Here is a 23,056-nt window from a genome sequence, read left to right on the forward strand (position 1 = left end):
AAGTTCTTAGGCCGCCGTGCGTTTGCGGCTCGGCGCGACCATCAGCTTCTTGGTCTCGGCGATCGCCTTGGCCGGGTTCAGCCCCTTGGGACAGACCTGGGCGCAGTTCATGATCGTGTGGCAGCGATACAGCTTGAAGGGGTCCTCAAGGTCGTCGAGGCGCTTCTGGGTCGCATCGTCGCGGCTGTCCGAGATCCAGCGGTAGGATTGCAGCAGGGCCGCCGGGCCGAGGTACTCTTCCTGGTTCCACCAGTAGCTGGGGCAGGAGGTCGAGCAGCAGGCGCACAGGATGCATTCATACAGGCCGTCCAGCTTCTCGCGGTCGGCGGGCGACTGCAGGCGCTCCTTCTCCGGGTCCGGCTCGTCGGACTGGAGGTAGGGCTGGATCGAGTCGTACTGGGCGTAGAAGAGGCTCAGGTCCGTCACCAGGTCCTTGACCACCGGCTGGTGGGGCAGGGGGGAGATGGTGATGTTGTGCGACGAGCACTCGTCCCAGCCCTTGGTGCAGGCCAGGGTGTTGCGACCGTCGATGTTCATCGAGCACGAGCCGCAGATGCCTTCACGGCACGAGCGACGGAAGGACAGGGTCGGGTCGATCTCGTTCTTGATGTGGATCAGGGCGTCCAGAAGCATGGGGCCGTGATCGTCGGTCGAGACCTCGTAGCTGTCCCAGCGCGGATCGGAATCCGTCTCCGGGTCATAGCGATAGACCTTGTAGGTCTTGACGTTCTTGGCGCCGGCCGGGGCCTTGTGGACCTTGCCGGTCGTGGGCTTGGAGCCGCGCGGGAGGGTGAGTTGAACCATCTGCCTGCTCCCTTAGTAGACCCGAGCCTTGGGCTCGATGTAGGCGACCTCGTCGGTCATCGTGTACTTGTGCACCGGACGATAATCGATCTGGACGCCTTCGCCCGGACGCTTCCAGGCCAGGGTGTGCTTCATCCAGTTGACGTCGTCGCGATCCGGATAGTCCTCGCGAGCGTGGGCGCCGCGCGATTCCGTGCGGTTGGCCGCGCCCTCGATGGTGACCAGGGCCTGGGCGATCAGGTTGTCGTACTCCAGCGTCTCCATCAGATCCGTGTTCCAGATCAGGCCGCGGTCCGTGGTCTTGATGTCGGCGCCGGCGGCGTCGATCGAGCGCAGCTTGGCCACGCCTTCGTCCAGGGTCTTGCCGGTGCGGAAGACGGCGGCGTCCGACTGCATGGCCCGCTGCATTTCAAGGCGCAGGTGGGCGGTCGGGGTCGAACCCGAGGCGTTGCGGAAGCGGTCGAAGCGCGCCAGGTGGGCGTCGGTCTGGGCCTTGGAGGCCGAGGGCACGGCGGAGTTCTTGTCGACGACTTCACCGCAGCGCAGGCCGACGGCGCGGCCGAACACCACCAGGTCGGTCAGCGAGTTGGAGCCCAGACGGTTGGCGCCGTGCACCGAGACGCAGGCGGCTTCGCCCACGGCCATCAGGCCCGGAACCACGCTGTCGGGGTTGCCGTCGCGCAGGGTCAGCACCTCGCCGTGATAGTTGGTCGGGATGCCGCCCATGTTGTAGTGGACGGTCGGCAGGACCGGGATCGGCTCCTTGGTCACGTCGACGCCGGCGAAGATCTTGGCCGATTCCGAAATGCCCGGCAGGCGCTGGTGCAGGATCTTGGGATCCAGGTGGTCCAGGTGCAGGAAGATGTGGTCCTTGTTCGGACCCACGCCGCGCCCTTCGCGGATTTCGATGGTCATGGAGCGCGAGACCATGTCGCGCGGGGCCAGGTCCTTCACGGTCGGCGCATAGCGCTCCATGAAGCGCTCGCCTTCCGAGTTGGTCAGATAGCCGCCTTCACCACGGGCGCCCTCGGTGATCAGGCAGCCGGCGCCGTAGATGCCGGTCGGGTGGAACTGCACGAACTCCATGTCCTGCAGCGGCAGGCCGGCGCGCAGCACCATGGCGTTGCCGTCGCCGGTGCAGGTGTGGGCCGAGGTGGCCGAGAAGTAGGCGCGGCCGTAACCGCCGGTCGCCAGCACCACCATCTTGGCGCGGAACTGGTGCATCTGGCCGGTGTCGAGCTGAAGCGCGGTGACGCCGGTGCAGGCGCCGTCCTGCATGATCAGGTCCAGGGCGAAGTATTCGACGAAGAACTTCACCTCGCGACGAACCGACTGGCCGTAGAGGGTGTGCAGGATGGCATGGCCGGTGCGGTCGGCGGCGGCGCAGGTGCGCTGCACCGGGCCTTCGCCGAAGTTGCGGGTCATGCCGCCGAAGGCGCGCTGGTAGATCTTGCCTTCTTCGGTGCGCGAGAAGGGCACGCCCCAGTGTTCCAACTCGTAAACGGCCTTGGGCGCGTTACGGACCAGGTATTCGATGGCGTCCTGGTCGCCCAGCCAGTCCGACCCCTTGACGGTGTCGTACATGTGCCATTGCCAGCTGTCCTCGCCCATGTTGCCGAGCGAGGCGGAGATGCCGCCCTGCGCCGCGACCGTGTGGCTCCGTGTGGGAAAGACCTTGGTGACGCAGGCGACCTTCAGGCCCTGCTGGGCGGCGCCCAGGGCGGCACGGAGACCGGAACCGCCCGCGCCGACGACGACGACGTCGTATTCGTGATCGATAAGCTCGTAAGCAGCCATGGCGGGATCAGACTCCGGCGGGCAGCGGGGCGGAGCCCATCGCCACACGCACGATGAAGAAGATGCTGGCGGCGGCCAGCACGAGGAAGACGAGGTTCGACAGGTTGATCAGGGTCGTCCGGGCCGAGGGCGTCGGGACGTAGTCCTCGATGATCACCTTCCAGGCCAGGCTGGCGAACAGGAAGAAGACGATGGCCGTCAGGCCCAGCAGGCCGGCGTTCAGCGTATTGCCGAACCAGGCGAGGACAGCCTCATAGCCGGCGCCGGCCAGGGTGAAGCCCGACGACAGGACCCACAGGCCCAGGGGCATCAGGGCCAGCAGGGCCAGCTTCTCGATCTTCCATTCACCGGCGCCGTGGCGCTCGGAGATCTTCACATGGTTCTTGAACTTGGGGGCGGCGCTCACAGCGAAACCTTTCCGGCGGCGAACAGGACGACCCAGAACAGGACGGTCACGACCAGAGGGCCCCAGACCGCGATGTTGGCCATCAGATTGGCGGACTTCAGATCAAGGCCCTTGCCGGCGTCGTTGATCAGGTGGCGGGCGCCGTTCAGCAGGAAGGAGAACAGGACCAGCGACAGGCCGAACCAGATGAACAGGCCGAACGGCGAGGACGAGCAGGCCAGAACCTTGGCGTAGGCTTCAGGTCCGGCGGCGACGGCCGCGACCCAGGCCAGCAGCAGGACGGCGCCGACGGTGGCCGCGCCGATGGTGACGCGGAACAGGATGGAGGCCGTCATGGTTACGTGCCACCGCCAGACGTCGGTGAAGGGCGACATCGGCGCCACATGGCCATTGGGATGGCGGACGTAGCGGCCAGTCGGGTCGCCCGCACCCTGGGGAAGGTTCGACATGCGAATGATTCTCAAAAAACCTGTGGAAAAACAGGTCCGGTTGCAGTGCGATAGGCTTTAGTGACCGCAAAGGCCGGGTGTCAACGAACCGGGCCGTATAAGCGCCACGGATCGCGATTTCCTGATCAGGCCTCGCGAATCGCTCGCAACAGGGCGGCTTTATCGTCCGCCGACAGAGGCACGGCGCCAGGGCGGCCCCAGATCGGATCGGGCCACAGGCCGTCGTCGCGTCGACGCCCCACGACGTGGAGGTGAAGCTGGCGCGTGACATTACCCAGGGCCGCCGTGTTCAGCTTGTCGACGGGGCGTCCCGCCGCCTGACCCAGGGCGCGGACCCGTTCGCCCGCCCGCACCATCTCCTCCATCAAAGCGGCGCGCTGCTCAGCGGTCAGGTCATCCAGCTCGACCGCCCCGTCCACGCGGGGCAGCAGGATCAGCCAGGGGAAGCGGGCGTCGTCCTGCAACCGCACCTGACACAGGGGCCAGTCAACGGCGAAGACGGACCCGGCCTCGAAGGCGGGATCAGCTTTAAACTCAGTCATGTCAGATGCTCGTCCTCGAACCAGCGCAGGCGATAGGCGTTCATCGCCGTCGTCGCCAGCCGCGTCGTCAGCCGCCAGTTGACCACGGCCCCGACCGGCGCGCCGATGACCGGGATCAGCTGGGCCATCTTGGCCAGGTCGATGTAGTCGCGGTACTCCAGCTGGAACTTGCGCCAGTCGAAGTCCTGAATGCGTTCGGGCTGGTGCAGGCCCTTGCCCGCCGCCTCCAGCGCCGCCAGGGCCTCGGGCCGATGCCGGGCGCTGGAAAAGGCCATCTGGAAGATGCGCAGCAGGAACAGCCGCTCGCTAAGGCTCTTGCCCGAATGGCCGTACAGGGCGCCGATCTCGGCCAGCAGCTTGATCTTGATGGCCAGCAGGGCCGGAAAGTCCGCCGCCGCCAGCAGGAAGCCGCCCGCCCCCGCCACCCCGCCCTCGACGCTGGCCGTGGTGCGATAGAAGTCGACGCGGGTCTGGATCAGCTCTTCGCGCTTGCGAGGGCTGCCGTGCAGCAGGGGCTTGGCCGTGGTCCAGTCGGCGCCGGTCATGATGCCCCGCGTCGTCAGTTCGACGCCCGAGGTGACGATCTGGTGCACCCGTTCAGGAATGATCCGGTTGATCCGGTCCTGCGTCGCCCGCGTGGCCATGTCCCACAGGCCGGGGCGGCGCAGCTGGCGTTCACGCCAGGCCTCGGCTTCCGCGAGGACGCGGGCTTCATACTGTCGATCGTCTTCCGCAGCGGTCATCATGCTTCTCTGGATCAGCGCGACCCTCGCAGGGGCCGACGAAAGGCGCAACGCCCGACGCTTGCTCCCGCTCCGCTGCGGGTCTAGACCGCCCGACATCGAGTACCGTTTCGCACACGCAACATCGACTGGAGAGACCTCTATGGCTCGCGCGAAGATCGCCCTTATCGGCGCCGGAATGATCGGCGGAACCCTGGCCCACGTGGCTGCGCGCGAAGCGCTGGGCGACGTCATCCTGTTCGACATCGCCGAAGGCACGCCGCAAGGCAAAGCCCTCGACATCGCCGAGGCCTCGGCCGTCTTCGGTCAGGACGTGGCCCTGAAGGGCGCCAACGACTACGCCGACATCGCGGGCGCCGACGTCTGCATCGTCACTGCCGGCGTGCCGCGCAAGCCGGGCATGAGCCGCGACGACCTGATCGGCATCAACCTCAAGGTCATGAAGGCCGTCGGCGAGGGCATCAAGCAGCACGCCCCCAACGCCTTCGTCATCTGCATCACCAACCCGCTCGACGCCATGGTCTGGGCCCTGCAGAAGTTCTCGGGCCTGCCCAAGGAGAAGGTCGTCGGCATGGCCGGCGTTCTGGACTCGGCCCGCTTCGCCTACTTCCTGGCGGAAAAGACCGGCGTCTCGGTGCAGGACATCCACGCCTGGACCCTGGGCGGTCACGGCGACGACATGGTGCCGATGGTGCGCCACTCGACCGTGGGCGGCCTGCCGCTGCCCGACGCCGTCGCCGCCGGCTTCCTGAGCCAGGCCGACCTGGACGCCATCGTCGAGCGCACTCGCAAGGGCGGCGGCGAGATCGTGGCCCTGCTGAAGACCGGCTCGGCCTTCTACGCCCCGGCTGAATCCGCCATCGCCATGGCCAAGTCCTACCTGCTGGATCAGAAGCGCGTCCTGCCCTGCGCCGTCTGGCTGTCGGGCGAGTACGGCCTGTCCGACCTCTACGTCGGCGTCCCGGCCCTGATCGGCGCCGCCGGCGTCGAGAAGATCGTCGAGTTCACCACCAACGACGACGAGAAGGCCATGTTCGCCAAGTCGGTGGAATCGGTGAACGGCCTGATCCAGGCCTGCAAGGATATCGAGCCTTCGCTGGCTTAAGGGCGCTAACGCGAGCCGCGCGGCGGCTCGCTGCTTGAGCGCTTAGGCGTCTGAAATACGAAGGGGTCGTACCGAAAGGCGCGGCCCTTTTTCGTGCGCCATCCTTTGAACCCGCTCATCCCGGCGGACGCCGGGATCCAGCGCTTTGGCTACAAGCGCTGGGCCAGGATCAAGGCGCCCGTTTCCACCGGCACATTTAAGGCTCTAACTGGATCCCGGCGTCCGCCGGGATGAGCGGGCTGGGGAATGGGCCGCCTCAGGCGTGAACCGCCGCCTCTTCCGCCTCGTCGTCCTCGCCCCTTTGCTCCAACCAGGACGCGCTGCGCATCTCGTTCAGGCGCGACACCGTACGTTCGAACTCAAAGGCGCCGACCCCCTCGGCGTAGAGGGCTTCCGGTTCGGCCTCGGCCAGGACCACCAGCCGCGTCTTCGCCTCGTAGAGGGCGTCGATCAGCGTCACCAGGCGCCGGGCCTCGTGGTGGTTGGCCGGGCTGAGCCTCGGCACGTCGGACAGGAACAGGGTGTGGAAGCGTCGAGCGACGGCCAGATAGTCCTGCGGCCCCAGCGGTGATCCGCACAGCTCGCTGAAACTGGCCCGCGCCATGCCGCCGACCGTGCGCTGGACCCTCACCTGACGGCCCAGCACCGGCAGGGCCGCCGGCTCCTCGGGCTCGCCGCCCTTGAGGTCCGACCACAGGGTCTCGAATCCGGTCCGCGCCGGGTCATCCAGCGGCGCGAACCAGACCTTGGCCCCGGCCATCCGGTCCAGGCGGAAATCGCGCGCCCCTGCCGTCTCCACCACCTCGCAACGTTCCCGCAGGATGTCGATGAAGGGTAGGAAGAGCTGGCGGTTGATGCCGTTCTTGTAGAGGTCTTCCGGCGCGCGGTTCGAGGTGATGGCCAGCACCACCCGCTTCTCGAACAGGGCGTCGAACAGCCGGCCCAGGATCATGGCGTCGGCGATGTCGGTGACTTGAAGCTCGTCAAAGCACAGCAGCCGCGCCTCCGAGGCGATCAGGGCCGCGATCGGCGGGATGGGATCGTCGCCCTTGGCGGTGCCGAACACAGCCTTGCGGGTGCGAGCGTCGCCGTCGCGCCACTGTTTCACCAGGTCGTGGATGCGGGCCATGAAGGCGTGGAAGTGCGCGCGGACCTTCTTCTGCTCGGGCGTGGCCGAGTAGAAGAGGTCCATCAGCATGGACTTGCCGCGCCCCGGCGGTCCCCAGATGTAGATGCCCTTCACTTCGGGCGGGCGGCCGAACAGGCCCTTCTTCGCCAGATCCGCCTCCAGCCGTTCCAGCGCGGTCAGCAGCTCCAGTTGTTTCGGATCGGGGGCGATGACGCCCTCTTCGACGCGGATGTCGTAGGCGTTGCGGATACGGGAGGTCATGCCAGCGGCATAGCCTCAAGGGGCCGATCAGGAAAGGCGGCGGGCTTTCCGTTGCGCGGCGGACGGAATATTTGGGTAAAACTGGTTGCTTCGCGCTTGCGAAAGACCCAAATGCAGAACCGCTTTTCTCCCCAGCGCCCCTACAAGGATAATTAAATCATGGGCTATCGCGTCGCCGTCGTTGGCGCCACCGGCAATGTCGGTCGCGAAATGATGAACATCATCGAGGAACTGAACTTCCCCGTCGACAAGATGCACGCGATCGCCTCACGGAAATCCAAGGGCGTGGAGGTTTCCTTCGGCGACAAGACGCTGAAGTGCGAAGACCTTGAGCAGTTCGACTTCTCGACCGTCGATCTCGTCCTGATGAGCGCCGGCGGCAAGGTGTCCAAGGAATGGTCGGAAAAGATCGGCAAGGCCGGTCCCATCGTCATCGACAACTCCTCGGCCTTCCGCATGGACCCGGACGTGCCGCTGATCGTGCCGGAGGTGAACCCCGACGCGGTCAAGCTGGCGCGCAAGAAGAACATCGTCGCCAACCCCAACTGCTCGACCGCCCAGCTGGTCGTGGCGCTGAAGCCCCTGCATGACGCGGCCAAGGCCAAGCGCGTCGTCGTCTCGACCTATCAATCCGTGTCGGGCGCCGGCAAGGAAGGCATGGACGAGCTGTGGAACCAGACCAAGGCCATCTACGGCCTGGGCGACGCCACGCCGAAGAAATTCCCCAAGCAGATCGCCTTCAACGTCATCCCCTACATCGGCTCCTTCCGCGACGACGGTTATACCGACGAGGAAGCCAAGATGTGGGACGAGACCCACAAGATGATCGACCCGTCGATCAAGCTGACCGTGACCTGCGTCCGCGTGCCGGTCTTCGTCGGCCACTCGGAATCGGTGACGGTCGAGTTCGATCGCCCGATCGAGCCGGACGAGGCCCGTGAAATCCTGCGCGAGGCGCCCGGCGTCATGGTCATCGATAAGCTGGAGCACGACGGCTACATCACCCCCGTCGACGCCGCCGGCGACCACGCCGTCTTCGTCAGCCGCATCCGCAAGGACCCGACGGTCGAGAACGGCCTGTCGTTCTGGGTCGTGTCCGACAACCTGCGCAAGGGCGCGGCCCTGAACGCCGTCCAGATCGCCCAGCTGCTGGACGAAACCGGCGTCATCACCCCGTCGAGCGGCTATCGTACGCTGACTGTTTAAGTGAAGGGGGCCTAACGCCCCGCGCGCGGCGCGGGGCTGCTTGAGGCCCGTTCTATCCTCTCCAAGCCTCCGCAGCGTCTCTGGCGCGGCGGAGGCCGAAAGGTCCGCCCTGTGACCGCGTCCCCCTACCCGAACTCGTCCGAAGCCCGCACCGCCCTGGCGGCCGGGCTGCTTTGCTATCTGATCTGGGGCTTCGTGCCCCTGATCTTTCAGCAGATGGCGCATCAGGGCGCGAACGCCTGGGAGATCATGGGCCACCGCGCGGTCTGGGGCCTGGTCTGGTCGCTGTTGCTGGTGCTGCTGGCGCGCCAGTGGTCCCAGGTCATGGCTGTGCTGCGACAGCCCAAGGTGCTGGGCTGGCTCAGCCTCTCCGCCATCCTGATCGCCACCAACTGGACCGTCTATATCGTCGCCGTGAACAACGGGCGGACGCTGGACGCCTCGCTCGGCTACTACCTCAATCCCCTGCTCAACATGGCCGCCGGCGCCTGGCTGTTCCGCGAGCGGATCGACTGGGCGGGCAAGATCGCCATGGCCCTGGCCGCCGTCGGCGTGGTCCTGCAGACCCTGGCCCTGGGTCATGCGCCCTGGGTGTCGCTGGTTCTGGCGCTGACGTTCGCCGCCTATGGCATCATCAGGAAACGGGTGTCGGTCGACGCCCAGACCGGCCTCTTCCTGGAATGCCTGCTGCTGGCCCTGCCCGGCCTGATCTGGCTGATCCATATCGAAACCACGGGCGTCGGCCACTTCACCGCCACGCCCGCGGCGACCTTCTGGCTGCTGTTCGCGGGTCCGGCCACGGTCATCCCGCTCGCCCTGTTCGCCTGGGCGGCGCGGCGGATGCCCCTGTCCAGCATGGGCTTCCTGCAGTTCCTGGCCCCGACCATCGTCTTCATCATCGGCGCCCTGCAGGGCGAGGCTCTGGGGCCGCTGCGCATCGCCTCCTTCGTCTTCATCTGGGTCGCCGTGGGCGTCTTCGCGGTCGGGGCGGTGCTCAAGGTGCGCCGGGGCAGCCGCACCGCTGAAACCATCGTCGCCCCCGAGCCCGGCCTGCTGGACGACCCCGCCGAGGATCGCATGGCTGCAATGGACGACAACGCGCCCTCCTCGCGCTGAAGTCCAGCCAGAACCCACGTTGAGGTCCGGCGTGGTTCCAGCCTAGAAGGGGTGATGATCCGCACCCGCTCTCTCGCCGCACTCGCCCTGTCTGTCGTCCTGGCGGCCGGTTCGTCCGCCTGCGCCCAGAGCGTGGGCATGCAGGGGGGCGGCGATGAAGTCATCCGCACCGCGCGGACGGAGGCGCCCGTCGCTGCGACCCCGCCGGTCGTCGTGCCGACCACGGCCGAGACCTTCGACGCCGTCAGCAACACTCTGGACGCCGCCGCCGAGGCCTGGTCGTCGGGCGATGTGGACGCGGTCATGGCCACCTATGTCGCCGACGAGCCCCTGCTGGTCTTCCTCGGCGACACCCCGATCAAGGGACCCGACGCCGTGCGCGCCGCCCTGGAAGCTCGCGCCGCCCAGCCCGGCGGCCTGGGCCAGATGACCTATGAGTGGTTCGAGACCCTGCAGTTCGACGTCAACACCACGGTCGTCTCGGGCCGGGTGGTGATGCGTCGTGAAGGCAAGACCCATCGCGGCCTCTTCACCCGCGTCCTGCGCCGCACCGAAGACGGCTGGCGCATCGTCCACGACCAGCTGGCCTGGGGCGCCGACGCCTGATCGAGGCCTGGGTGATCCAAAGGTCGCGCGGTTTAGACCGTCAAACAGAAGCATTGGGCGACGGCGGCGTGATCTCGCGGTGCAGGACCCGTTCGCGCCAGGCGGTGTAGAGACCGCTGCCGGCGATCAGCGCGGCCCCCGCCAGGGTCGCCGCCGTCGGCGCGTCGCTCAGCAGCAGCCAGCCCAGAACCACCGCGCCGACCATCTGCAGATAGTCCAGCGGGGCCAGGGCCGAGACGGGCGCGTGTTGCAGCGACGTGGTCATCAGCAGTTGCGCCAGCCCGCCCGCCAGACCGCCCGCCGCCAGAACGGCCAGCACCGCCCAGCTATGGCTGTGGCCGTCGATTAGGGTCAGGACCCCGCCGACCGTGGCGCAGGCGACGAAGAACCAGAAGACGATGGCGGTGGCCGATTCCGTCTTGCCCAGCTGACGCAGGGTGACGGTGACGGCGGCGGCGACGAAGGCTCCGCCCAGGGCGAACAGCAGGCCGGCGAGCGGCGGCGCGCCCTCGGCGCCGGGACGCACCATGACCAGAACGCCGAGGAAGCCCAGCACCACCGCCGTCCAGCGATGCCGCCCCACCTTCTCCTTAAGGAAGAGGATGGACAGCAGGGTGGCGAAGATAGGGGCGGTGAAGCCGATGGTCGTGGCGTCGGCGAGGGGCAAAAGCTTCAGCCCCTGGAAGATCAGCAGGATGCCGGTCACGCCCAGGGCGCAGCGCCAGACATGAACCATGGGTCGGCGGGTCGAGAGCGAGGCCAGCCCGCCCTTCGCGCTCAGAACCCAGAACAGCACCACCGGCAGGCCGAAGAGCGAGCGGTAGAAGACCATCTCGCCCGCCGAGACGGGCTCCAGCGTCGCCGCCCACTTCATCAGGGCGTACATTAGGGAGAAGCTGAGGGCGGCGGCGGCCCGCAGCGCCATGCCGTAGCTGGTCCCCTGTCTGACGCCCTGGCGGCTCATCCGCCGATCAGGCCTGACGGAAGCCGAGCACGTCCTGCATGTCATAGAGGCCGGGGCGGCGGTTGCGGACCCAGGCGGCGGCGGCCACGGCGCCCTTGGCGAACAGGGAGCGGTCGATGGCCGAGTGCGACAGGGTCAGCAGTTCGTCTTCCGAACCGAACAGGACCGTATGCTCGCCGATGACGCCGCCGGCGCGCAAGGACGCGAAGCCGATCTTGCCCGGCTCGCGCGGGCCGGTGATGCCGTCGTAGGGGGCGGTCTTCAGGTCTTCCAGATCACGGCCCCGGCCATTGGCGGCGGCCTCGCCCAGCATCAGGGCGGTGCCCGAGGGGGCGTCCACCTTGCGCCGGTGATGGGTCTCCAGCACCTCGATGTCCCAGTCGCGCCCGTCCAGACGCTGGGCCGCGTGCTCGACCAGACCGATCAGGATGTTGAGACCCAGCGAGAAGTTGCCGCTGCGGACAATGGCGATCTTTTCCGCCGCCGCCTCGATCAGGGCGTCCTGTTCCGGCGACAGACCGGTTGAGCCGATGACCAGGGCCGGGCCGCCGCGCTCGGCGCAGGCCTTGGCCAGATCAACCGAGGCCTCGGGCGTCGAGAAGTCGATGATGACGTCGCACAGCTTCAGGTCGGGCGTCTCGCCGCGGTCGAAACGGGCAGCGACCACCACGTCCTCACGGGCGTCCAGAACTAGGGAAACGGCGCGGCCCATGCGGCCCCGGGCGCCGGAGATGCCGGCGTGGAAGATGTCGCTCACGCCGTCTCTTTCGGATTGTCGGCGTCGCCGCCCAGAATATCGGCCCAGAACCGCTTGGCCTTGCCCGCGAAACTGGAATTGCGCGGATTCTGGCTCTCTCCGAACGAGGCCGCAAGCTCCTGCATCAGTTCCTTCTGACGCGGGGTCAGATCGGTCGGGGTCTCGACGAACAGCTCGACCACCAGATCGCCGCGCTGGCGGCCGTTCAGGTGGGGCATGCCCTTGCCCTTGATGCGGATGGTCTTGCCAGTCTGAGCGCCGGCCGGCACCTCGACCGTGGCCTTGCACTTGCCGTCGCAGGCCTCGGACACCAGGCAGGGCGCGTCGACGACGCCGCCGAGGGCCGCCACCGTCATCGGCACGGGAACCGTGACCAGCAGGTCCAGGTTGTCGCGCTCGAACAGTTCGTGGTCGTGCACCGACAGGAAGACATAGAGGTCGCCGCGCGGACCGCCGCGCTGACCGGCCTCGCCCTCGCCCGACAGGCGGATGCGCGAGCCGTCGTCGACGCCGGCGGGGATCTTCAGGCTGAGCTGGCGGTTCTTGCGGACCTGGCCGTGGCCGTGACAGGCGTTGCAGGGGTCGGCGATCATCTCGCCCGAGCCGCCGCAGCGGGGGCAGGCGCGCTCGACCTGGAAGAAGCCGTTGGCTTGGCGGACGCGCCCGGCGCCGCCGCAGGTGGAGCAGATGGTCGGCTTGGTCCCGGCCTTGGCGCCCGAACCGTCGCAGACCTCGCAGGTCATGGTGGTGGGCACCGCGATCTCGACCTCGGCGCCCTTGTAGGCCTGCTCCAGGGTGATCTCGAGATCGTAGCGCAGGTCCGAGCCGCGACGCGGTCCGCCCTGTTGCTGACGCCCGCCGCCCCGACCGCCGAAGGCATCGCCAAAGGCGTCGCCGAAGACCTGGGAGAAGATGTCGTTGATGTCGTGGAAGCCCTGACCGCCGCCGCGTCCGAACGGGTCGCCGCCGCCGGCGCCGCCGTTCACGCCCGCATGACCGTAACGGTCATAGGCCGCGCGCTTCTGATCGTCCGACAGGACCGTATAGGCCTCGGAAATCTCTTTGAATTGGGCGAGGGATTCCTCGGATCCGCCGTTGCGGTCCGGGTGGTGAACCATGGCCAGCTTGCGATAGGCCGATTTCAGGCCAGCGGCGTCGATGGTCCGCTCGACCCCCAGAATCTCGTAATAGTCACGCGTCGCCATCAGGCGTTCGTCCTCTTACTTTTCTCGGCGCCCGCCGTCCGTGTTGAGCCTCGGATCGTGCGGTCGCGAATGACCCAAAGACCATGTCTGCTGACATGGGCGCCCGGTCGAATGATGCAAGTTTTATGAAACGGCCCCGCCTGCCGTCTGGCAAGCGGGGCCGGTCGTCATAAGCCGCGTTTCGTTACGCGTTCTTCTTGTCGTCGTCTTCGTCCGAGACTTCCTCGAACTCGGCGTCGACCACGCCGTCGTCAGCCGGAGCGGCTTCCGAAGCGCCGTCTTCACCGGCGCCCTGCTGCGCGGCGTACATGGCCTCGCCCAGCTTCATCGCCGCCTGGGACAGGGCGTTGGTCTTCTCGCGGATGGCCTCGGGGTCCGAGCCTTCCTTGGCCGCCTTCAGGTCGTCCAGAGCCGACTGGATGGTCGCCTTGGTGGCGTCGTCGACCTTGTCGCCGTGCTCGGCCAGGACCTTCTCGGTCGAGTGGATCAGGCTGTCGGCGCCGTTGGTCGCCTCGACCAGCTCCTTGCGGACCTTGTCGGCGGCGGCGTTGGCTTCGGCTTCCTTGACCATCTTCTCGATGTCGGCGTCCGACAGGCCGCCGTTGGCCTGAATGCGGATCGACTGTTCCTTGTTGGTCGCCTTGTCCTTAGCGGTGACGTGGACGATGCCGTTGGCGTCGATGTCGAAGGCGACCTCGATCTGCGGCATGCCGCGCGGCGCCGGCGGAATGCCCATCAGGTCGAACTGACCCAGGACCTTGTTGTCGGCGGCCATCGGACGCTCCCCCTGGAAGACCCGGATCGTCACGGCCGACTGGTTGTCGTCGGCGGTCGAGAAGACCTGGCTCTTCTTGGTCGGGATCGTGGTGTTGCGCTCGATCAGCGGGGTGAAGACGCCGCCCAGGGTTTCGATGCCCAGGGTCAGCGGAGTCACGTCCAGCAGCAGCACGTCCTTGACGTCGCCTTGCAGAACGCCGGCCTGAACGGCGGCGCCCAGAGCCACGACCTCGTCAGGGTTCACGCCCTTGTGCGGCTCCTTGCCGAAGAAGGCCTTCACGGCTTCCACGACCTTGGGCATGCGGGTCATGCCGCCGACCAGGACCACCTCGTCGATGTCGCCGGCCTTCAGACCGGCGTCGGCCAGGGCCTTCTTGCAGGGCTCGATCGTGCGCTGGATCAGGTCGTCGACCAGGGCTTCCAGCTTGGCGCGCGACAGCTTGATGTTCAGGTGCAGCGGGCCCGAGGCGTTCATGGTGATGAACGGCAGGTTGACCTCGTACTGGGCCGTCGAGGACAGCTCCTTCTTGGCCTTCTCGGCTTCTTCCTTCAGGCGCTGCAGGGCCAGCTTGTCGGTCCGCAGATCGACGCCCTGTTCCTTCTTGAACTCGTCGGCCAGGTAGTCGACCAGACGCAGGTCGAAGTCCTCGCCGCCCAGGAAGGTGTCGCCGTTGGTCGACTTCACCTCGAAGACGCCGTCGCCGATCTCCAGGATCGAGACGTCGAAGGTGCCGCCGCCCAGGTCATAGACGGCGATCTTCTGGCCTTCGTGCTTCTCCAGGCCATAGGCCAGAGCAGCCGCGGTCGGTTCGTTGATGATGCGCAGGACTTCCAGGCCGGCGATCTTGCCGGCGTCCTTGGTCGCCTGACGCTGGGCGTCGTTGAAGTAGGCCGGAACGGTGATCACGGCCTGGGTCACGGTCTCGCCGAGGTAGGCCTCTGCAGCCTCCTTCATCTTGCCGAGGGTGAAGGCCGAAACCTGTTGCGGCGAATAGTCCTTGCCGTGGGCGCGCACCCAGGCGTCGCCGTTCGGGCCCTTGACGATCTCGTAGGGCACCATGCCCTTGTCCTTGGCCACCACCGGGTCATCGAAATTGCGGCCGATCAGGCGCTTGATGGCGAAGAAGGTGTTGGTCGGGTTCGTGACCGCCTGGCGACGCGCAGGCTGGCCGACGAGGACCTCGCCGCTGTCCTGGATCGCCACGACCGACGGGGTCGTGCGGTTGCCTTCGGCGTTCTCGATGACCTTGGGGTTCTTGCCGTCCATGACGGCCACGCACGAGTTGGTCGTGCCGAGGTCGATGCCGATGATCTTGGCCATGAGCTTGTCTTTTCACTCCTTGCGGCGGGCGATGCGGCGGCCTTCGAAAAGCGCCGCGCGTGACCGCCCCCAGTTGGGCTGAAAGCCGTCCCGGACATCCGGTCGGGCGGGTTGAATGGTTTCGGTCGAAAGCCCCAAGAATTTCGGGGTTTCTTCCGGACAGGCCCGGATATGGGAAAGACCGCAGGGGCTGCAAGGGTTTCGTGCGGTTCAGGACAGATTCGGCGCCGTTTCCCGCAATAGACCCTCTCCCGGCGGCTGAGGGCTCGAGCCTCCAAGAGCGAAGTCTGCACCCCCGCCGTCACCCCGGACGGCCCGAAGGGACGATCCGGGGCCCAGTCGCTGGATCCGAGGACGACTCGGCGGAATGTTGGGCGCCTGGGTTCCGGGTTCGCTTCGCGCCCCGGAATGACGGCAAGGATGGACGAGACGCTTCTCCCATTGAGGGATGGGGCTTAAACGGGGAAGATGTCTCCACCTCGCGAAACCCCGACCGGCCTGCCCGGCTTTCGCCTGTGGCCCGGCGCGCTGGACGCAGAAGCCCAACAGGCCCTGCTGACCGAGGTGCTGGCGGCGGCGCAAACCGCGCCCTTCTATCGTCCCATCACCCCCGGCGGACGGCCCTTTTCCGTCGAGATGACCGGCATGGGGCCGTTGGCCTGGGTTTCGGACCGGGCGGGCTATCGCTATCAGGCGACCCATCCGATCACCGAGCAGACTTGGCCGCCGATGCCGCAGACCCTGCTCGACCTGTGGGACGCCCTGACCGGCTGGCCCGTCCCGCCCGACGCCTGTCTGGTCAACCTCTATCGTCATGAGGCCAAGATGGGCCTGCATCAGGATCGCGACGAAACCGACCTGACCGCTCCCGTCCTGTCGGTGTCGCTGGGCGATACAGCGGTGTTTCGCATCGGCCCCGCCGAGGGCGGGAAGACGCAGAGCCTGAAGCTGGCCTCCGGCGACGTCTGCGCCCTGACGGGGCCGGCAAGGCTGGCGCGCCACGGGATCGACCGCCTGCTGGCGGGGTCGTCGCAGCTGATTCCCGGCGGCGGGCGCATCAATCTGACGCTGCGGCGGGCGCGCTGAAGGGGACTCGACGGCGGCGTCAAAGCCGGGCCACAGTCCCTGCCTCATTTTGACGCCGCACCGGAGACCCGCGATGACCCTGATCACCCGGCCCGAGGGCCTGAGCGCCGACCAGATCGCTCCCAGCTGCCGCAGTCTGGGCGTGGCCGCCCTCGGCGGCGTCGCCTTCGCCGCCTACGCCCCCGCCGCGCTGAGCCAGGCGGCCAGCCCGATCACCACCGACAGCGCGGACCTGACCACCGCCAACGTCTCCTATGCCGCGCCCGACGGTTTCGACCTGCCGGCCTTCGTCGCCCGGCCCGAGGGCGAAGGCCCCTTCCCCGTCGTCATCGTCGTGTCCGAGATCTTCGGCGTGCACGAATACATCCGCGACATCTGCCGTCGCCTGGCCAAGGCCGGCTACGCCGCCGTCGCCCCGGCCTTCTTCGTGCGCCAGGCCGATCCCGCCCCGCTCAGCGACATGTCGGCCGTCATGGCCATTGTGGCCGCCGCTGGATACGAACAGGTCATGAGCGACGTGGGCGCCACGCTGGACTGGATCGGTCTTCAGTCCTGGGCCAAGTCGGACAAGGTCGGGATCACCGGCTTCTGCTGGGGCGGCAAGGTGGTTTGGCAGGCCTGCGCCCGCTTCCCGCCGCTGGACGCCGGGGTCGCCTGGTACGGTCGCCTGGCCCCGGCCGCCAACGCCACCGACGAACAGAAGACGGCCGGACGCCCCTGGCCGATCGATCTGGCGGGCGAGCTCAAGGCCCCGGTCCTGGGCCTCTATGGCGGCCAGGACAGCGGCATTCCCAATGACACGGTCAAGGCGATGAACGACGCCCTCGCCGCCGCCGGCAAGACCGACAGCCAGATCATCCTCTACGACGACGCCCCGCACGGCTTCCACGCCGACTATCGCGCCAGCTACCGCGAGGCGGACGCGAAGGACGGCTGGGAAAGATTGCTGGCCCTGTTCGAGGCGCGACTGAAGCACTGACCCCGCCATAGGCCCCTGCCGTCATTCCGGGGCGCGAAGCGAACCCGGAACCCAGGCGGTCGACACTTCACCGGCCCTGTCATGAAGGCGAACGCCTGGGCCCCGGATCGTCCCTTCGGGCCGTCCGGGGTGACGGCGAAAGAATGCGGTCTCAAATAAAAAAGGCCCGGAGCGTCTGCTCCGGGCCTTTCCCGTTCTCAATCAGCCGACACTCACGCCTTGGCGTCGAAATTCCCGCCGGTCGTATTGGCTTCCGAATAGGCGCCGCCCGAGGCCGGGCCCGAGCCCTTGGCCGCGACCGCCACCATGGCGGCGCGCACGGTGCGGCCGAACAGGGCGTAGCCGGGTTGCAGGGTCTGGATCACCGTGCCGCCCGGCACGCTGTCCGAGGGCTGCTCCATCACGGCCTGATGCAGGTGGGGGTCGAAGGCCTCGCCCGGCTCGGGCGCGACGCGGGTCAGGCCGTTGGATTCAAAGGCCGACAGCAGGGACTTCTGCGTCAACTCCAGACCCGTCACCATGGCGGCGACCGGACTGTCGGCCTCGACGCCCTCCAGCACCTTGGGCGCCGACAACAGGCCGCGCTCCAGGGTGTCGGCCACGCTCAGCAGGTCCTTGGCGAAGCGCTGGATGGCGTAGGCGCGGGCGTCGTTGGCCTGGGTCTCGGCGCGGCGCTTGATGTTCTCGGCGTCGGCCACGGCGCGCAGGGCGCGGTCCTTCCACTGGTCGCGCTCGGCGATCAGGGCGTCGATCACGGCCATGTCGCCGTCGTCAGCGCCTTCGGCTGCGGCATCGATGGCGGATTCTCCCATGTCCTGCTCGAGTTGGTCGCGGGTCTCGTCGTTGATGTCGTTCACGTCTCTTGTCCGTCCAGAATCCGGCCCAGCACCCGGGCGGTATAGTCCACCAACGGAATGACACGGGCATAGTTCAGTCTTGCAGGGCCGATGACGCCAATGGCGCCCAGCATCCGCTGCCGACCCGTCATATAGGGCGCCGCGATCACGGCGGAACCCGAAAGCGAAAACAAGCGTGTTTCGGCGCCGATGAAGATGCGCACGCCCTGGGCCGCGCCGACCCCGTCGAGCAGGCCAATCAGCTGTTCCTTCTGCTCCAGATCGTCGAACAGGACGCGGACCCGCTCCAGATCCTCGAGAGCCTGGGCGTCCTGCAACAGGTTGGCGCGGCCCCGCACGATCAGGGCCCGATCGCGCTCCCCGCCGCCGGACCAGGCGGCCAGACCATCCTCGACCAGACGGGCGGCGGCGGCGTTCAGTTCCGACCGGGCGGCGTCCAGTTCAGCGCTCATCTCGGTGCGCGCCTCGGCCAAGGGGCGACCCTTGAGCCGGGCGTTGAGGAAGTTGGAAGCCTCGCTCAGCGTCGAGGGCGTCACCCCCGCCGACAGGGGCATAAGCCGGTTCTCGACCGTGCCGTCATCGCCCACCAGAACGGCCAGGGCCTGATCGTGGCCCAGGGCCACGAACTCGACGTGCTTGACGCCCGCGTCGCGCACCGGGCTGGCGACGATGCCCGCCCCGCCGGCCATGCCGGACAGCAGGTTGGTGGCGGCGTCCAGCGCCTCCTCGAAGTTGCGGCCCTTCCCCGCCAGCCGCGCGTCGATCTCGCGTCGCTCGTCCTGGCCGATGTCGCCGACCTCCAGCAGGCCGTCGACGAACAGACGCAAACCCGCATGGGTCGGCACCCGCCCCGACGAGGTGTGCGGCGAGGCCAAAAGGCCCGCCAGGGTCAGGTCCTGCATGGTGTTGCGGATCGACGCGGGCGACAGGGCCAGCCCCCCGCGCGAGATGGTGCGCGACCCGACCGGCTCGCCGGTTTCCAGATAGGTCTCGACGATGCGGCGGAAGATATCGCGCGCACGGGCGTCCAGCGTCCCCAACCCGGCGGGGGCGCTTCCGAACGGAGACGGGTGGGGGGCATACAGGCTCACGCTTTCAGGATAAGCACGCCGCACTCAGGTTCCAAGGAAATCCCATGCGCCCGTCCGAACGCACCCCCGAACAACTCCGCACCGTCACGCTGGAAACCGGCGTCAACCGCTACGCCGAGGGCTCGTGCCTGGTGTCGTTCGGTCACACCAAGGTCCTGTGCACCGCCTCGATCGAGGAAAAGGTGCCGGGCTGGATGCGCAACACCGGCCAGGGCTGGGTCACGGCCGAATACGGCATGCTGCCCCGCGCCACCCACACGCGCGGCCGTCGTGAAGCCGCCGCCGGCAAGCAGTCGGGCCGCACGCAAGAGATTCAACGCCTGATCGGCCGCTCCTTGCGCGCCGTGGTCGACCTGAAGGCGCTCGGCGAGCGCCAGGTCCTGATCGACTGCGACGTCATCCAGGCCGACGGCGGCACCCGCACCGCCTCGATCACCGGCGCCTGGGTCGCCATGGCGACGGCGCTGAACTACCTCAAGGACGAGGGCGTGCTGAAGACCGACCCTATCATCGACCAGGTCGCCGCCGTGTCCTGCGGCATCTTCAACGACCTGCCGGTTCTGGACCTCGACTATGAGGAAGACTCCACCGCCGAGGCCGATTCCAACTTCGTCCTGACCGGCGCGGGCGGCATCGTCGAGATTCAGGCCACCGGCGAGAAGCGCGGCTTCAGCCGTCCCGAGTTCGACCGCCTGTTCCAACTGGCCGAGATCGGCTGCGCCGACCTGTTCGCCCTGCAACGCGCGGCGCTCGGCAAGTAGGCTGGACCACTAAAAACCGAAGACTAGGCCGCGAGGGCCGATCAAGGCATGGTGGGGTCTTCTGCGAACGGAGATCCCCGCCCCATGCCGTCCATGATGCGCCCCGCCCTCGCCGCCTCTCTTCTGGCCCTGTCGCTCGCTCTGGCGGGGTGCGGCCAGCCGCAGCCTGCGCCCGCCGAGGCGCCGACCGCGGGCGCTGACGCCTCGCTGTCGCAGGAACCGATCGACGCCGTGCCGATCACGGCCGAGCCGACGCCGGCGCCCGCCCCGGTCGCCCCGCCCAAGCCCAAGACCGAACCCGTCGTCTCCAAGCCCGCAGAACCTGTCGGCGAGCCGGGCTCCTGCCTGGCCGAGATCGGCGAGGCCCGGTCCAAGCGGCTGGTCGAACGCTGCATCCAGGTCAGCCCCGCCACCCGCCCGCCCTGCAACAGCGCCAACCCCTGCGACATGATCCAGGGCGAGATCGACCGTTCCTGCGCCATGTACGGGCCGGATGAAGCCAAGCCGAAGGAATGCGCCGCTTGATCCAAGACGCCGCAGCCTCTCCCTCCCCTTGATGGGGAGGGTGGTCGCGGAGCGACCGGGTGGGGAGGGCCAGGCTGATTATCCGCAGCGCCTGACCTGCCGAAGCGCCCCCACCCGTCTGCCGCTTCGCGTCAGCCACCCTCCCCATGCAGGGGAGGGAGAAACAGCGCTCAAGCAGCCCGCGACCGCGTCGCGGGCGATAGCGCCCTAAAAAGAAAAAAGGCCCCGCTGTTTCCAGCGGGGCCTTCTTCATTTCAATCGCGAGGCCTAGTCGCGACGGCGACGGCCGCGGTCGCCGCCGTTGCGGTCGCCTTCACGCTTGGGACGGCCGCCGGTGTCGTCGGACAGCGGGGCTTCACCGCGTTCAGCGCGCTCGGCGTTGATCTTGTCGGTGATGTCTTCGCCGGTTTCCTGGTCGACGACCTTCATCGACAGCTTGGTCTTGCCGCGATCGTCGAAGCCCAGGAACTTGACCTTGACCTCCTGGCCTTCCGACAGGACGTCGGCCGGGTTGGCGACGCGTTCCAGAGCGATCTGGGACACGTGGACCAGGCCGTCCTTGGCGCCGAAGAAGTTCACGAAGGCGCCGAAGTCGACAACCTTCACGACCTTGCCGGAGTAGATCATGCCCAGCTCGGGTTCCGAGGCGATGGACTGAATCCAGGCCTTGGCGGCGTCGATCTTCTCCTGGTCGTTGGCGGCGACCTTGATGGTGCCGTCATCGCCGATGTCGATCTTGGCGCCGGTCTTCTCGACGATCTCGCGGATGACCTTGCCGCCCGAACCGATCACTTCACGGATCTTGTCGACCGGGATCTTGATCGTTTCGATCTTCGGAGCGTGCTCGCCCAGCTCAGCGCGCGGGGCGTCCATGGCCTTCGACATTTCGTCGAGGATGTGCAGACGACCGGCCGAAGCCTGCGTCAGAGCCTGTTCCATGATCTCCTTGGTGATGCCGGCGACCTTGATGTCCATCTGAAGGCTGGTGATGCCTTCCGAGGTGCCCGCGACCTTGAAGTCCATGTCGCCCAGGTGATCTTCGTCACCCAGGATGTCGGACAGGATGGCGAACTCGCCCGACGGCTCCAGGATCAGACCCATGGCGATGCCCGAGACCGGACGGATCAGCGGCACGCCGGCGTCCATCAGAGCCAGCGACGAACCGCAGACCGTGGCCATCGAGGACGAGCCGTTGGACTCGGTGATCTCGGAGACCAGACGGATGGTGTAGGGGAAGTCTTCCTTGGTCGGCAGCATCGGACGGATCGCGCGCCAGGCCAGCTTGCCGTGACCGATTTCGCGACGGCCGGGCGAACCCATGCGGCCCGCTTCACCCACCGAATAGGGGGGGAAGTTGTAGTGCAGCAGGAAGGATTCCTTGTACGTGCCCGACAGGCTGTCGATGTACTGCTCGTCCTCGCCGGTGCCGAGCGTGGCGACGACCAGGGCCTGGGTTTCGCCGCGCGTGAACAGCGACGAACCGTGGGTGCGCGGCAGGACGCCGACTTCCGAAACGATGGCCCGGACCTTGTCGAGGGCGCGGCCGTCGACGCGGTGGGCGTTCTCGATGATGTCGCGACGCAGGACGTCGGCTTCGCATTCCTTGAAGGCGGCCGAGAACTTGGACGAGTCGACGCCCTCAGGGTTCTCGTCGGACTTCACCAGGGCGGCGGCGGCGGTCTTCTTGGCCGCGTCGACGCCCGAACGGCGCTCATACTTGCCCGGGTGGGCGTAGGCGGCCTTGATGTCTTCGCCGACCAGCTTCTTGATCGAGGCGACGACGTCGGAGTGGTCTTCGGCCTGGAAGTCGAAGGGCTCCTTGGCGGCGTGTTCGGCCAGTTCGATGATGGCGTCGATGACCGGCTGCATGCCCGCGTGCGCGAACATCAGGGCCTCGAGCATCTTCTCTTCCGACAGCTCCTTGGCTTCGGATTCGACCATCATCAGGGCGTCTTGCGTACCGGCGACGACCAGGTCCAGCGTGGAGTCAGCCAGGGTGTCGATGGCCGGGTTCAGCACCAGCTCGCCGTCGATCAGGCCGACGCGCGCGGCGCCGATCGGGCCCATGAAGGGCACGCCCGAGATGGTCAGGGCGGCCGAGGCGGCGACCATGCCGACGATGTCCGGGTCGTTCTCCATGTCGTGCTGCAGCACGGTGATGACGACCTGGGTCTCGTTCTTGAAGCCCTTGACGAACAGGGGGCGGATCGGACGGTCGATCAGGCGCGAGACCAGGGTCTCTTTTTCCGACGGACGGCCTTCACGCTTGAAGTAACCGCCCGGGATCTTGCCGGCGGCGAACGTCTTCTCTTGGTAGTTGACGGTCAGGGGGAAGAAATCCAGGCCCGGCTTGGGCTGACGGCCATAGACGACGGTGGCCAGAACCACGGTCTCGCCGTAGGTCGCCAGCACGGCGCCGTCAGCCTGACGGGCGATGCGGCCGGTTTCCAGCGTCAGCGGGCGGCCGGCCCACTCGATCGTCTTGCGTTTGATATCGAACATTTTTCTTCTTTCAGATCCCGGCGGGCGTATTCCCGGCGGGGGCGGAGCGGCAGGCGTTTTCGTCCCA

General features: G+C 67.4%; 22 protein-coding genes. 8 read left to right on the top strand and 14 right to left on the bottom strand.

Annotation, left to right across the window (positions count from 1 at the left end; all coding sequences use genetic code 11):
- Positions 1–6: 6 nt before the first annotated feature.
- The 6 genes from DXK21_RS07575 to DXK21_RS07600 form a co-directional block, all read right to left on the bottom strand.
- Complete coding sequence (locus DXK21_RS07575) at positions 7–804, bottom strand: succinate dehydrogenase iron-sulfur subunit (protein WP_114817176.1); 798 nt, start codon at positions 802–804, stop codon at positions 7–9.
- Between the two features lie 12 nt (positions 805–816).
- Positions 817–2,601: a succinate dehydrogenase flavoprotein subunit gene (gene sdhA, locus DXK21_RS07580; protein ID WP_114817177.1), complete on the bottom strand. Its 1,785-nt coding sequence runs from the start codon at positions 2,599–2,601 to the stop codon at positions 817–819.
- 7 nt (positions 2,602–2,608) lie between these two features.
- Entirely contained in the window at positions 2,609–3,007 is a 399-nt protein-coding gene (locus DXK21_RS07585) for a succinate dehydrogenase, hydrophobic membrane anchor protein (protein WP_114817178.1), read from the bottom strand.
- On the bottom strand, positions 3,004–3,381 hold the full coding sequence (gene sdhC, locus DXK21_RS07590; protein ID WP_114817238.1) for a succinate dehydrogenase, cytochrome b556 subunit: 378 nt from the start codon (positions 3,379–3,381) through the stop codon (positions 3,004–3,006). The genes DXK21_RS07585 and sdhC overlap by 4 nt, the downstream gene beginning before the upstream one ends.
- A gap of 200 nt (positions 3,382–3,581) precedes the next feature.
- Positions 3,582–3,998, bottom strand: a complete 417-nt coding sequence (locus tag DXK21_RS07595; protein ID WP_114817179.1) for an HIT domain-containing protein — start codon at positions 3,996–3,998, stop codon at positions 3,582–3,584.
- Positions 3,995–4,741, bottom strand: coding sequence for an EcsC family protein (locus DXK21_RS07600; RefSeq protein WP_114817239.1), 747 nt, complete (start codon positions 4,739–4,741; stop codon positions 3,995–3,997). Before DXK21_RS07600 ends, DXK21_RS07595 begins: the two co-directional genes overlap by 4 nt.
- A 142-nt stretch (positions 4,742–4,883) precedes the next feature.
- On the opposite strand from DXK21_RS07600, the gene mdh reads away from it, so the two are divergent.
- Positions 4,884–5,846 (top strand): malate dehydrogenase, encoded by a 963-nt coding sequence (gene mdh / locus DXK21_RS07605; RefSeq protein ID WP_114817180.1) that lies wholly within the window; start codon positions 4,884–4,886, stop codon positions 5,844–5,846.
- Between the two features lie 256 nt (positions 5,847–6,102).
- Here mdh and zapE read toward each other — a convergent pair whose 3' ends face one another.
- Positions 6,103–7,236 carry a cell division protein ZapE gene (gene zapE, locus DXK21_RS07610; protein WP_114817181.1) on the bottom strand — a complete coding sequence of 378 codons (1,134 nt, stop codon included), beginning with the start codon at positions 7,234–7,236 and terminating at the stop codon, positions 6,103–6,105.
- 159 nt (positions 7,237–7,395) lie between these two features.
- Between zapE and DXK21_RS07615 the strand changes: the two genes are divergently transcribed.
- The 3 genes from DXK21_RS07615 to DXK21_RS07625 all read left to right on the top strand — a co-directional run bounded on the left by DXK21_RS07615 (position 7,396) and on the right by DXK21_RS07625 (position 10,164).
- Positions 7,396–8,442, top strand: a complete 1,047-nt coding sequence (locus DXK21_RS07615; RefSeq protein WP_114817182.1) for an aspartate-semialdehyde dehydrogenase — start codon at positions 7,396–7,398, stop codon at positions 8,440–8,442.
- Positions 8,443–8,553: 111 nt separating this feature from the next.
- Entirely contained in the window at positions 8,554–9,558 is a 1,005-nt protein-coding gene (rarD, locus tag DXK21_RS07620) for an EamA family transporter RarD (protein ID WP_114817183.1), read from the top strand.
- Between the two features lie 54 nt (positions 9,559–9,612).
- Positions 9,613–10,164, top strand: a complete 552-nt coding sequence (locus tag DXK21_RS07625; protein ID WP_114817184.1) for a YybH family protein — start codon at positions 9,613–9,615, stop codon at positions 10,162–10,164.
- Between the two features lie 40 nt (positions 10,165–10,204).
- On the opposite strand, the gene DXK21_RS07630 is transcribed toward DXK21_RS07625, so the two are convergent.
- The 4 genes from DXK21_RS07630 to dnaK form a co-directional block, all read right to left on the bottom strand.
- Positions 10,205–11,128, bottom strand: coding sequence for a DMT family transporter (locus DXK21_RS07630; protein ID WP_114817185.1), 924 nt, complete (start codon positions 11,126–11,128; stop codon positions 10,205–10,207).
- A gap of 7 nt (positions 11,129–11,135) precedes the next feature.
- On the bottom strand, positions 11,136–11,885 hold the full coding sequence (gene dapB / locus DXK21_RS07635; protein ID WP_114817186.1) for a 4-hydroxy-tetrahydrodipicolinate reductase: 750 nt from the start codon (positions 11,883–11,885) through the stop codon (positions 11,136–11,138).
- Positions 11,882–13,090: a molecular chaperone DnaJ gene (gene dnaJ, locus DXK21_RS07640; protein WP_114817187.1), complete on the bottom strand. Its 1,209-nt coding sequence runs from the start codon at positions 13,088–13,090 to the stop codon at positions 11,882–11,884. Before dnaJ ends, dapB begins: the two co-directional genes overlap by 4 nt.
- 184 nt (positions 13,091–13,274) lie before the next feature.
- Positions 13,275–15,188: a molecular chaperone DnaK gene (gene dnaK, locus DXK21_RS07645; protein WP_114817188.1), complete on the bottom strand. Its 1,914-nt coding sequence runs from the start codon at positions 15,186–15,188 to the stop codon at positions 13,275–13,277.
- 468 nt (positions 15,189–15,656) lie between these two features.
- On the opposite strand from dnaK, the gene DXK21_RS07650 reads away from it, so the two are divergent.
- The gene (locus tag DXK21_RS07650; protein ID WP_114817189.1) at positions 15,657–16,274 is read left to right on the top strand and encodes an alpha-ketoglutarate-dependent dioxygenase AlkB family protein; all 618 of its coding nucleotides are present in this window, start codon (positions 15,657–15,659) and stop codon (positions 16,272–16,274) included.
- A 73-nt stretch (positions 16,275–16,347) separates the two neighbouring features.
- Positions 16,348–17,253, top strand: a complete 906-nt coding sequence (locus DXK21_RS07655) for a dienelactone hydrolase family protein (RefSeq protein WP_114817190.1) — start codon at positions 16,348–16,350, stop codon at positions 17,251–17,253.
- A 212-nt stretch (positions 17,254–17,465) separates the two neighbouring features.
- On the opposite strand, the gene grpE is transcribed toward DXK21_RS07655, so the two are convergent.
- Positions 17,466–18,110 carry a nucleotide exchange factor GrpE gene (grpE, locus tag DXK21_RS07660; protein ID WP_114817191.1) on the bottom strand — a complete coding sequence of 215 codons (645 nt, stop codon included), beginning with the start codon at positions 18,108–18,110 and terminating at the stop codon, positions 17,466–17,468.
- A complete protein-coding gene (hrcA, locus tag DXK21_RS07665) occupies positions 18,107–19,195 on the bottom strand; it encodes a heat-inducible transcriptional repressor HrcA (protein ID WP_376856798.1) in 1,089 nt (362 codons plus the stop codon). The genes grpE and hrcA overlap by 4 nt, the downstream gene beginning before the upstream one ends.
- A 50-nt stretch (positions 19,196–19,245) precedes the next feature.
- On the opposite strand from hrcA, the gene rph reads away from it, so the two are divergent.
- Together rph and DXK21_RS07675 are read left to right on the top strand one after the other, a co-directional pair.
- Positions 19,246–19,962 carry a ribonuclease PH gene (rph, locus tag DXK21_RS07670; protein ID WP_114817193.1) on the top strand — a complete coding sequence of 239 codons (717 nt, stop codon included), beginning with the start codon at positions 19,246–19,248 and terminating at the stop codon, positions 19,960–19,962.
- Positions 19,963–20,046: 84 nt separating this feature from the next.
- Positions 20,047–20,487: a hypothetical protein gene (locus DXK21_RS07675; protein WP_114817194.1), complete on the top strand. Its 441-nt coding sequence runs from the start codon at positions 20,047–20,049 to the stop codon at positions 20,485–20,487.
- A 267-nt stretch (positions 20,488–20,754) separates the two neighbouring features.
- Here the strand turns inward: DXK21_RS07675 and pnp are convergent, their stop codons facing one another.
- Positions 20,755–22,989 (bottom strand): polyribonucleotide nucleotidyltransferase, encoded by a 2,235-nt coding sequence (gene pnp / locus DXK21_RS07680; protein ID WP_114817195.1) that lies wholly within the window; start codon positions 22,987–22,989, stop codon positions 20,755–20,757.
- Positions 22,990–23,056 lie beyond the last annotated feature (67 nt).

Origin of the sequence: Brevundimonas bullata (genome assembly GCF_003350205.1) — a bacterium.
In the GTDB taxonomy this organism is placed as follows: domain Bacteria; phylum Pseudomonadota; class Alphaproteobacteria; order Caulobacterales; family Caulobacteraceae; genus Brevundimonas; species Brevundimonas bullata.

Coding starts and splice junctions, on each gene's coding strand:
- DXK21_RS07595 (WP_114817179.1), bottom strand. CDS start 3,998: ATGACTGAGTTTAAAGCTGATCCCGCCTTCGAGGCCGGGTCCGTCTTC.
- dnaJ (WP_114817187.1), bottom strand. CDS start 13,090: ATGGCGACGCGTGACTATTACGAGATTCTGGGGGTCGAGCGGACCATC.
- pnp (WP_114817195.1), bottom strand. CDS start 22,989: ATGTTCGATATCAAACGCAAGACGATCGAGTGGGCCGGCCGCCCGCTG.
- DXK21_RS07625 (WP_114817184.1), top strand. CDS start 9,613: ATGATCCGCACCCGCTCTCTCGCCGCACTCGCCCTGTCTGTCGTCCTG.
- DXK21_RS07675 (WP_114817194.1), top strand. CDS start 20,047: ATGCCGTCCATGATGCGCCCCGCCCTCGCCGCCTCTCTTCTGGCCCTG.
- dnaK (WP_114817188.1), bottom strand. CDS start 15,188: ATGGCCAAGATCATCGGCATCGACCTCGGCACGACCAACTCGTGCGTG.
- DXK21_RS07615 (WP_114817182.1), top strand. CDS start 7,396: ATGGGCTATCGCGTCGCCGTCGTTGGCGCCACCGGCAATGTCGGTCGC.
- DXK21_RS07655 (WP_114817190.1), top strand. CDS start 16,348: ATGACCCTGATCACCCGGCCCGAGGGCCTGAGCGCCGACCAGATCGCT.
- rph (WP_114817193.1), top strand. CDS start 19,246: ATGCGCCCGTCCGAACGCACCCCCGAACAACTCCGCACCGTCACGCTG.
- DXK21_RS07630 (WP_114817185.1), bottom strand. CDS start 11,128: ATGAGCCGCCAGGGCGTCAGACAGGGGACCAGCTACGGCATGGCGCTG.
- sdhC (WP_114817238.1), bottom strand. CDS start 3,381: ATGTCGCCCTTCACCGACGTCTGGCGGTGGCACGTAACCATGACGGCC.
- zapE (WP_114817181.1), bottom strand. CDS start 7,236: ATGACCTCCCGTATCCGCAACGCCTACGACATCCGCGTCGAAGAGGGC.
- DXK21_RS07575 (WP_114817176.1), bottom strand. CDS start 804: ATGGTTCAACTCACCCTCCCGCGCGGCTCCAAGCCCACGACCGGCAAG.
- DXK21_RS07650 (WP_114817189.1), top strand. CDS start 15,657: ATGTCTCCACCTCGCGAAACCCCGACCGGCCTGCCCGGCTTTCGCCTG.
- DXK21_RS07600 (WP_114817239.1), bottom strand. CDS start 4,741: ATGACCGCTGCGGAAGACGATCGACAGTATGAAGCCCGCGTCCTCGCG.
- mdh (WP_114817180.1), top strand. CDS start 4,884: ATGGCTCGCGCGAAGATCGCCCTTATCGGCGCCGGAATGATCGGCGGA.
- sdhA (WP_114817177.1), bottom strand. CDS start 2,601: ATGGCTGCTTACGAGCTTATCGATCACGAATACGACGTCGTCGTCGTC.